Genomic DNA, 8,110 nt, shown 5'->3' on the forward strand with positions numbered 1-8,110 from the left:
ACTCCGAACGCGTCTGCACAGAATCTGCGAAGGGGGGTCCCCGGTGGGAAGGATCGCCCAACCGGCCGCCCTGCGGCTGCTGAAGGGCCGCGGCGACGGCAAGGACTCGGCCGGCCGCGAGGTGAACCCGGGACCGGCGTTCGTCCGGGTTCCGCCGAACCCGCCGACCTGGCTGACCCGTGAGGCGGCGGCGGAGTGGCGGCGAGTCGTCCCGGGCCTGGCCCGGCTCGGCCTGCTCAAGCCGGAGGACCGGGGCGCGTTGAGCGCTTACTGCGAGGCGTGGTCCCAGTTCGTGGAAGCGACGGCACTGCTCAAGGTGGAGGGCCTCACCATCGAGGCGAAGCAGGGCCTGCTGCCGCACCCGGCGGTCGGCATCCAGCGCGCGGCCGGCCGCGAACTGCGGGCCTGGGCGGCGCACTTCGGGCTGACTCCCTCGACCGAGCAGGCCCTGGCGAGGGGGGCCGACGATGGCAAGGACGAGGACAACCCCTTCGCCTGAGCCCGAACTGCCGGACGCCGCCGAGCTGGAGCGCCTCAAGCTCAGCCCGGAGGTGGCCTGGTACCTGACCAGCCGCGGGATCCCGCTGCCGGACTGCCCGCCGCTGATCCAGACCCCGAGCCCTGGCGAGGCTCCGGGTGCCGCGTTCGACCCGGACCGGGTGGACCGGGTCATCGCCGCGTTCAGCCTGCTGCGGCACACCCAGGGGCAGTGGGCCGGGCGCCCGCTGCGGCCGGACCCGTGGCAGGTCGCCTACATCCTCGCCCCGGCGTTCGGGTGGGTCCGCTGGGACGAGGATGCTGGCGACTACGTGCGCGTGGTGCGCGAGCTGTACGTCGACGTGCCGCGCAAGAACGGCAAGAGCACCCTGTCGGGCGGCCTGGCGATCTACATGACGTGCGCGGACGGCGAGCCCGGCGCGCAGGTCATCGCCGCGGCCACGACGAAGGAGCAGGCCGGGTTCGTTTTCGCCCCGATCAAGCATCTGGCGGAGAACAGCCCGGCGCTGAAGAAGCACGTCATCGCGCTGAAGGAGAAGATCCTCCACCCGAGGAGCGGCTCGTACTTTCAGCCGATCAGCTCGATCGCGGGCGCCCAGCACGGCGCGAACCTGCACTGCGGGATCATCGACGAGCTGCACGTCCACCGCGATCCGGAGCTGGTGGAGACGATCGAGACCGGCACCGGCTCGCGCCGGCAGCCGCTGATCGTCATCATCACGACCGCGGACTCCGGGAAGCGGGAGACGGTCTACGACCGCAAGCGGCAGCGCATCGAGCAGCTGGCCCGCAGGGTGTTCACCGCGCCGTCGGTATACGGCGTGGTGTGGGCGGCGGAGAGGGACGACGATCCGCACGACCCGGCGACCTGGGCCAGGGCGAACCCGGGGTTCGGGATCTCGCCGACCCGGGCCTACCTCCAGGCCAAGTCCGACGAGGCGAAGCAGTCGCCGGCCGACCTGGCCAAGTTCTTGCGCCTGCACCTGGGGGTGCGGACCAAGCAGGAGACGAAGTTCCTGACGCTGGCCTCGTGGGACGCGAACGCGACGATCGTGGACGAGGAGTCGCTGCGGGGCCGGGAGGCATACGGCGGCCTCGACCTCGCCTCGACGTCCGACCTGCTGGCGCTGTGCTGGCTGTTCCCGGACGACGACGGCGACGCGCTGACGGCGATCTGGCGGCTGTGGACGCCGGCCGACAACCTGGCGGCGCTCGACAAGCGGACCGCGGGCGCCGCGTCGAGGTGGGTGCGCGAGGGCCTGTTGACGGCGACGCCGGGCAACGTCGCCGACTACGAGTGGATCAAGGATCAGATCTGCCGCGACATGCAGGCGTTCCGGGTCAAGTCGATCGGCTACGACCCCTGGAACGCCACGCAGCTGACCAACGACCTCTCGAACGAGAGGGCCCCGATGGTCCAGGTGAGGCAGGGCTTCATCACCATGTCGCCCGCGCTGAAGGGCATGCAGCGGCTGCTGCTGAAGGGCACCCCCGCGCAGCCCGTGTTCCGGCACGGCGGCTCGCCGGTGGTCCGCTGGATGGTCGACAACCTGGCGGTGGCGATGGACCCGGCGGGCAACGTCAAGCCCGACAAGGCCAGTTCGGCGGAGAAGATCGACGCCGTCTCGGCCGCGGCCACCGCGATGTCCGAGCTCATGGCCCGCCCGCCCAAGCGCCGCTCCGTCTACGAGGACACCGACTTCGAAGCGATCTGACAGGGGGTGAGGTCATGGCGTTCTGGCGCCGCAGGACCAAGGCCGTCGGCTCCGGCTTGGTCATCACCCCGGACGGCCTGCCCGTCGCGGCGAAGGCCTCGCCGGTCACCGACGGCGTGCTGGCCACGTTCCCGTCGCTCGCCGAGCCGTGGGTGTACGACGGCCATGTGATCGTCCCGGACCCCGGGATTCCGCTGCTGGACTACGCCAACGACCCGATGAGCATCTGGAAGTCCCAGCCGAGCGTGCGCAAGGTCGTCGACTTCGTGGCCCGCAGCACGGCCGGCATCCCGTGGAAGGTCTACCGCAGGGTGTCCGACACGGACCGGCAGCGGGTGACCGACCACCCGGTCGCGCAGGTTCTGGCCAAGCCGGGGACGACGACCAGCGCCTACCGGCTGTGGCACTCGCTGATCGCCGACTACCTCCTCTACGACCGGTGGTGCGCGCGGGTTCTTCCCAGCGCGGACACCGCCTCGGGGTGGGAGATCCTGCGGATCCCGGCGCCGCGCATGCGCCTGGTCTCCGACGGCTGGGGCCGGGTCGCAGAGGTCGTCGTGCGGAGCTCGGACGGACAGCAGGTCGGCGCTCCGCCCCTGGGCTACCTGTTCGACCACGGCTACGCAGCGCACGGCCAGGTGAACGGCACCAGCCCGATGGAGACGCTGCGGGAGATCCTGATGGAGTCCGCGGAGGCGGTCGAGTGGCGGCGGCAGGTGTGGCGCAACGGCGCCAGGGTGCCGGCCGTGATCGAGCGCCCGGCCGACGCGCCGGAGTGGTCGCCCACCGCGAAGTCTCGGTTCTCCGAGTCGTTCTCCCGGTTCGTCGGCCGGGCGGGCGCGGCCGGCGGCACGCCGATCCTCGAAGACGGCATGAGGCTGGTCACCGTCAACGCGTTCAACCCGCGCGAGACCGGCGACCTGGAGGGCCGTCAGCTCACCGACGCCGAGGTCGCCTCCGCCTACCACATCCCGCCCGAGCTGGTCGGCGCCCGCGAGGGCACCTACAGCAATGTCGACGCGTTCCGGCAGATGCTCTACACCCACGCCCTCGGGCCGACGATTGCCGCGGTCGAGCAGGTGCTGAACCTGCTGCTGCTGCCCGTCGTCGCTCCGGGCGAGAGCGACCTGTACATCGAGGCGGACGTGGCCTCCAAGCTCCGCGGCAGCTTCCTGGAGCAGGCCGCGGTGCTGCAGTCCGCGGTCGGCGCGCCGTACATGCTGCGCTCGGAGGCCCGGGCGGTGCAGAACCTGCCGTACGTCTCGGGCACCGACGAGCTGGTGACGCCGCTGAACGTGGTCACCGGGGGCCTGGCCTCGCCCCGGGACACCGCGCCGAAGGGCGGCCGGGGGCCGGGAAAAGCGTCGGGCCGGGACGACGAGTGAAGTCCCGGCCGGACGACCTGGGCACCTTCGCGGTCGAGCGCGACGCCCTGACCACCTCGCTCACCACGTGGGCGGACACGGAGGCGGCGACGCTGGTGCGCCGCGCGGGCCCGGCGGACGCCGGTGCCCCGGACCTGTACGGCCTGTGGGGCGAGTCCTCTTCGGAGCGCCAGGCCCGCCTCGCTGCGCTGATCCAGGGCCACACCTGGCGCATCGCGCAGGTAGGCGCCTGGGCTGTCCTGGGCACCTACAACCCGGACGCGGACGGCTGGGACGCCGGGGTGATGGAGGGCTGGCTGGCCGCAGCCGCCGCCTCGCACGCCGCGCAGTACGAGCAGGCCGGGTACGCCGCCGCGGTCGGTGCGCTCGCCTCCCCCGATGGCTGGCACGCCGGGCTCACCGCGGCGATGGCCGGGTGGGTCACCAACGCGGCGATCCGCGCGGTAACCGCCTCCACCGAGTCCCGCTCCTTCGGCGGGCACGACGCGGCCGGCGCCTCCGGCCTGGTCTACAAGGTCTGGAACACCGGCTCCAACGCCCGCTCGACGCACGCCGCGCTCAACGGCGACCGCGTCGAGCTCGGCGACGTGTTCACCAACGGGCTGCGCTGGCCGGGCGACGCCCGCGGCAAGGACGCCGAGACCGCGAACTGCAACTGCCACCTGACCTACGAGCGAGGGGAGTGACCTCGTGCCCCGCACCAAGGAGTGCGCCGCCCGCGTCAAGGCGGCCGGACCCGCCGACGGCCTGAGCGAGGGCCAGTTCACCGCGCTCGTCTCGGTGTTCGGCACCGAGGACTCGGCCGGCGACGTCGTCGTCCCGGGTGCGTTCACGCAGACGCTCGCGGACTGGGCCGCGAAGGGCGACCCGATTCCGGTGATCTGGTCGCACGACTGGGGCGATCCTTTCGCCCACGTCGGCGTGGTCCTGGCCGCCGAGGAGACCCCGGACGGGCTGCTGGTCACCGGCCAGATCGAGGACATCGACACCAACCCGACCGCCGCCCAGGTCTACCGCCTCCTCAAGGGCCGCCGCGTCACCCAGTTCAGCTTCGCCTACGACGTCGAAGAGGGCGCCTGGGTGGAGGGCACCGACGAGGAAGGCGACTGGGAAGGCTGGTACGAGCTGCGGCGCCTGAAACTCTACGAGGTCGGGCCATGCCTAGTTGGCTGCAACCAGCAGACGGAGCTGATCGCCGCGAAGGCCGAGCAGCTGACCCGCGGCGTGAAGGCCGGCCGCGTACTGGCCCAGCGCCACATCGACACCCTGACCGCGGCACACGCCGCGATCGGCGACGTCCTGGCCGCCGCGCAGGCCGCCGACGGCGACGCCAAAACCACCACCGCTGGAGAGTCCGGCCGCCGCCGGGCCGAGGAAGACGCGCCCGCCGCCAAGGCCGCCGCCGGCACCTCCGCCCCCGCGCCCGCCCAGGTGCTCGCTCGCGCACTCACCCGCAAGCACCTGATCGGAGAGCCCGCATGAACCTGCGTCAGCAGCTGAAGACCGCCCTCGACCGCCTCGCCGAGATCGCCGCCCTCGCCAAGAGCGAGAACCGCGACTTCACCGAGGAGGAGATCACCGAGGTCGCGAACCTGTCGGCCACCGCCGACAACCTCGACGCCCAGATCAAGGCCGCCGACGACGCGCAGGCCTCCATCGCCCGCCTCGTCAAGAGCGGCGACCGTCCGGCCCCGGTCCTCGACGACGTCGTCGACCGCACCGAGCAGGCCCTGGCCGACAGCCTCGGCGACCGGTTCGTCAAGTCCAGCGCGTACCAGGCGTTCCGGAAGGCGAACCCGGGTGGCTTCGGCGAGGGCACGCCCATCCAGTTCGACCGGGTGAAGGTCGGCACGCTGCGCGACCTCGGCCGCAAGGCCACCGCGGCGCCGCTGCAGGCCGTCCTCGACCACACCCAGGCGATCCGCCTGCCCATGGTCGACCTCACCACCCCGGCGCCGATCACTCTGCTCGACGTCATCAGCCGCGGCCAGATGGCCGGCCAGAGCATCGAGTACCTGCAGATCACCGCCGTCACGCGCAACGCGGCGATCGTCCCCAACGAGATCCTCCCGGCGGACAGCACCACCAAGCCGACCTCCGGCCTGTCGACCAACCTGGCGCGAGCGGACGCGTACACCTACGCCGACGGCTTCACCGTCACCAACATGATGCTGGCCGACGCCCCCGCGCTCGCCAGCTACATGGACGGCCAGATCGACTTCAACATCAAGGCCGTCGTCGAGGACAAGCTGATCAACGGAACCGGCACGGGCGGCAACCCGACCGGCATCCTCAACACCTCCGGCGTGCAGAACCAGGCGTTCGACACCGACGTCGTCACCACCATCCGCCGCGCGATCGGCAAGGTCACCAAGATCGGCGGCACCGTCACCGGCGTCCTCGTCAGCCCGGACGACGACGAGATGTTCGACCTGCTCAAGGACGCCGAGGGCCGCTACTACTCCGGCGGCCCGTGGTCGTCCGGCCCGAACACCATCTGGGGCCGACCCCGGGTCGTGTGCCACCGCCTGCCCGCCGGCACCGCGATCGTCGGCAACCTGCGCACCATCACCCTGCTGGACCGCGAGGGCCTGTCCGTCCTCGCGTTCAACCAGCACGCCGACTACGCCGCGAGGAACCTCGTCTACGTCCGCGGCGAGCTCCGTGCCGCGCAGGCGATCTTCAAGCCGGCCGAACTGGCCGTCACCGACCTGACCGCGTAAGGGAGTTGAGCATGCCGCAGCACAAGATGGTCGTCATCGACGGCATCCGCTACCGCCCCGAGGACGCCCCCGCGCTGCCCGAGCCCGCCGAGGAAGCAGCGCGGGCGCCCGAGCAGCAGCTCGACGGCCCGGACGACGGCCACGGCGAGACGTTCGACCCGGGCGCTCACACCGCCCAGGACGTCCTCGCACACCTGGCCGCCGCCGACGATGCCGAGCGGGAGCGGGTGCTCGCCGCCGAGGCTGCGGGCAAGGCACGCAAGGGCGTCCTCACCCCGCCGGGGGCGTCCGGTGGCGCTGCCTCCTGACGGCCTGCTGGCCGACCCTGCCGCCCTGGCGGTGTGGCTCGGGGTACCGGCCGACGATCCGCAACTGCTGGCTGCGCTCCGGTCGGCCAGCAGCCGCTTCGTCTCGGACGTCGGGCACCCGGTCCGCCTGGTCATGGGCGACACCACGACGCTGTACGGGGACGGCACTGACCGGCTGCTGCTGCCGGCCGTGCCGGTGCGCGCGATCCACTCGCTGACCGTCGACGGCGTCGCGGTCACCGACTGGCGCGCGCGCCGGGACGCCGGCATCCTTCGCCGGTCCTCGGCATGCGGATGGCCGGACTGGGCAGAGGTCGTCCTGCTCTGGGACCACGGCTACGACCCGATCCCGCAGGAGATCCAGGACGCCGTGATCGACCAGGCCCGCACCGTCTACGCGGTGCAGCCCGGCGTGCAAACCGTCCAGGCCGGCGGCGAGTCCATCACCTACGGCGCCGCCGCCACGACCGGCATCACCGCCCAGTGGGCCAGTGCCGTCGCGAACTACCAGCTCGCCCACGGCGACCGAACCTGAGGAGGCCCCCCTTGCCCGGACCCGCACCCATGTACGCCAAGCTCCGCAACGCCGCCGCGGCCAATCCCGCGCAGCAGGTCCTCGACCTGGTCGTCGTCGCCGGGTCGGCCGCTCCGCTGCCGGGCACCGCCCCGGTCATCAACAACCAGAGCCCCGACTTCGCGAGCCTCGCCGCCGTCACCACCGCCTACAACAACCTGCTCGCCGCGCTGCGGACCCGCGGCGTTATCGCCGGATCCTGATGGCGATCTTCCACCAGCAGGTCGTTCGGCTCCGGCCCGGCACCAGGACCGACCGGGGCGGCAACACGGTGCCGGACTGGTCGCCCGGCGCCGTCGATCGTCTCGCCGTTGGCCGGCTGTCGGTGCAGCCCGCCGTCCAGATCGAGCGGCCGGGGCCCGACCGGACCGAGGTGGTCACCGGCTGGCACGTCCTGTCCGCGCCCGGCACCGCGCCGGACGTCCGCTCCGGCGACCGCGTCGAGTACGACAGCCTCACCTGCGAGGTCGTCGGCGAGGTCGCCCGCTGGGCGAATCCGGTCACCGGCGCCGTCCACCACGTCGAATGGCAGATGACCCGGGCCACCGGGTAGAGGGGAGGCCGTGATGGCGCGTCAGCGCGTCACCTTCGAACTCGACCCGGCCGGCATCCGCGAAGTGCTGCGCGCTCCCGAGGTGAAGGCCATGGTCGACGGCGCGGCCGAGCAGATCGCCCGGCACGTCCAGGCCGAGGTCCCCGCCGGTGTTGAGGTCGAGGTCCGGGCCTACACCACCGACCGCGAGGCGGCGACGGTCGCCGTCCCGGACCGGCGCGCGATGGGCTGGCAGGCGAGGGACGGCATCCTCACCCGGGCCGCCGCGAGCATCGGCGCCGAGGTGAAGGAGCGCGGCGGGTGACCGCGCCGCTGGTCGTCTTCGGCGACGCCCAGGCCGCCGCCGCAACGTAC

The 8,110-nt window shown here is 72.4% G+C and carries 11 protein-coding genes; all 11 read left to right on the forward strand.

Translation table 11 applies throughout. The features are described 5' to 3' along the window. Positions 1-43 precede the first annotated feature (43 nt). The 11 genes from KCH_RS07140 to KCH_RS07190 are packed head-to-tail and all read left to right on the forward strand — an operon-like array spanning position 44 to position 8,060. On the forward strand, positions 44-499 hold the full coding sequence (locus KCH_RS07140; RefSeq protein WP_035860332.1) for a phage terminase small subunit P27 family: 456 nt from the start codon (positions 44-46) through the stop codon (positions 497-499). Beyond that, a complete protein-coding gene (locus tag KCH_RS07145) occupies positions 468-2,213 on the forward strand; it encodes a terminase large subunit (protein WP_035860335.1) in 1,746 nt (581 codons plus the stop codon). The genes KCH_RS07140 and KCH_RS07145 overlap by 32 nt, the downstream gene beginning before the upstream one ends. Before the next feature lie 14 nt (positions 2,214-2,227). Beyond that, positions 2,228-3,598: a phage portal protein gene (locus tag KCH_RS07150; protein ID WP_051652837.1), complete on the forward strand. Its 1,371-nt coding sequence runs from the start codon at positions 2,228-2,230 to the stop codon at positions 3,596-3,598. Then, a complete protein-coding gene (locus KCH_RS07155) occupies positions 3,595-4,284 on the forward strand; it encodes a hypothetical protein (protein ID WP_035860339.1) in 690 nt (229 codons plus the stop codon). Before KCH_RS07150 ends, KCH_RS07155 begins: the two co-directional genes overlap by 4 nt. A gap of 4 nt (positions 4,285-4,288) precedes the next feature. After that, on the forward strand, positions 4,289-5,080 hold the full coding sequence (locus KCH_RS07160; protein ID WP_035860342.1) for an HK97 family phage prohead protease: 792 nt from the start codon (positions 4,289-4,291) through the stop codon (positions 5,078-5,080). Further along, positions 5,077-6,321, forward strand: coding sequence for a phage major capsid protein (locus tag KCH_RS07165; RefSeq protein ID WP_035860345.1), 1,245 nt, complete (start codon positions 5,077-5,079; stop codon positions 6,319-6,321). Before KCH_RS07160 ends, KCH_RS07165 begins: the two co-directional genes overlap by 4 nt. 11 nt (positions 6,322-6,332) lie before the next feature. Further along, positions 6,333-6,629, forward strand: coding sequence for a hypothetical protein (locus KCH_RS07170; protein ID WP_035860349.1), 297 nt, complete (start codon positions 6,333-6,335; stop codon positions 6,627-6,629). Continuing rightward, complete coding sequence (locus KCH_RS07175) at positions 6,613-7,164, forward strand: hypothetical protein (protein WP_084223337.1); 552 nt, start codon at positions 6,613-6,615, stop codon at positions 7,162-7,164. The genes KCH_RS07170 and KCH_RS07175 overlap by 17 nt, the downstream gene beginning before the upstream one ends. Positions 7,165-7,175: 11 nt before the next feature. Continuing rightward, positions 7,176-7,406, forward strand: coding sequence for a hypothetical protein (locus tag KCH_RS07180; protein WP_157031936.1), 231 nt, complete (start codon positions 7,176-7,178; stop codon positions 7,404-7,406). Beyond that, complete coding sequence (locus KCH_RS07185; protein ID WP_051652838.1) at positions 7,406-7,756, forward strand: hypothetical protein; 351 nt, start codon at positions 7,406-7,408, stop codon at positions 7,754-7,756. The genes KCH_RS07180 and KCH_RS07185 overlap by 1 nt, the downstream gene beginning before the upstream one ends. A gap of 13 nt (positions 7,757-7,769) precedes the next feature. Then, the gene (locus KCH_RS07190) at positions 7,770-8,060 is read left to right on the forward strand and encodes a hypothetical protein (protein ID WP_035860368.1); all 291 of its coding nucleotides are present in this window, start codon (positions 7,770-7,772) and stop codon (positions 8,058-8,060) included. Positions 8,061-8,110 lie beyond the last annotated feature (50 nt).

Origin of the sequence: Kitasatospora cheerisanensis KCTC 2395 (genome assembly GCF_000696185.1) — a bacterium.
Lineage (GTDB): Bacteria > Actinomycetota > Actinomycetes > Streptomycetales > Streptomycetaceae > Kitasatospora > Kitasatospora cheerisanensis.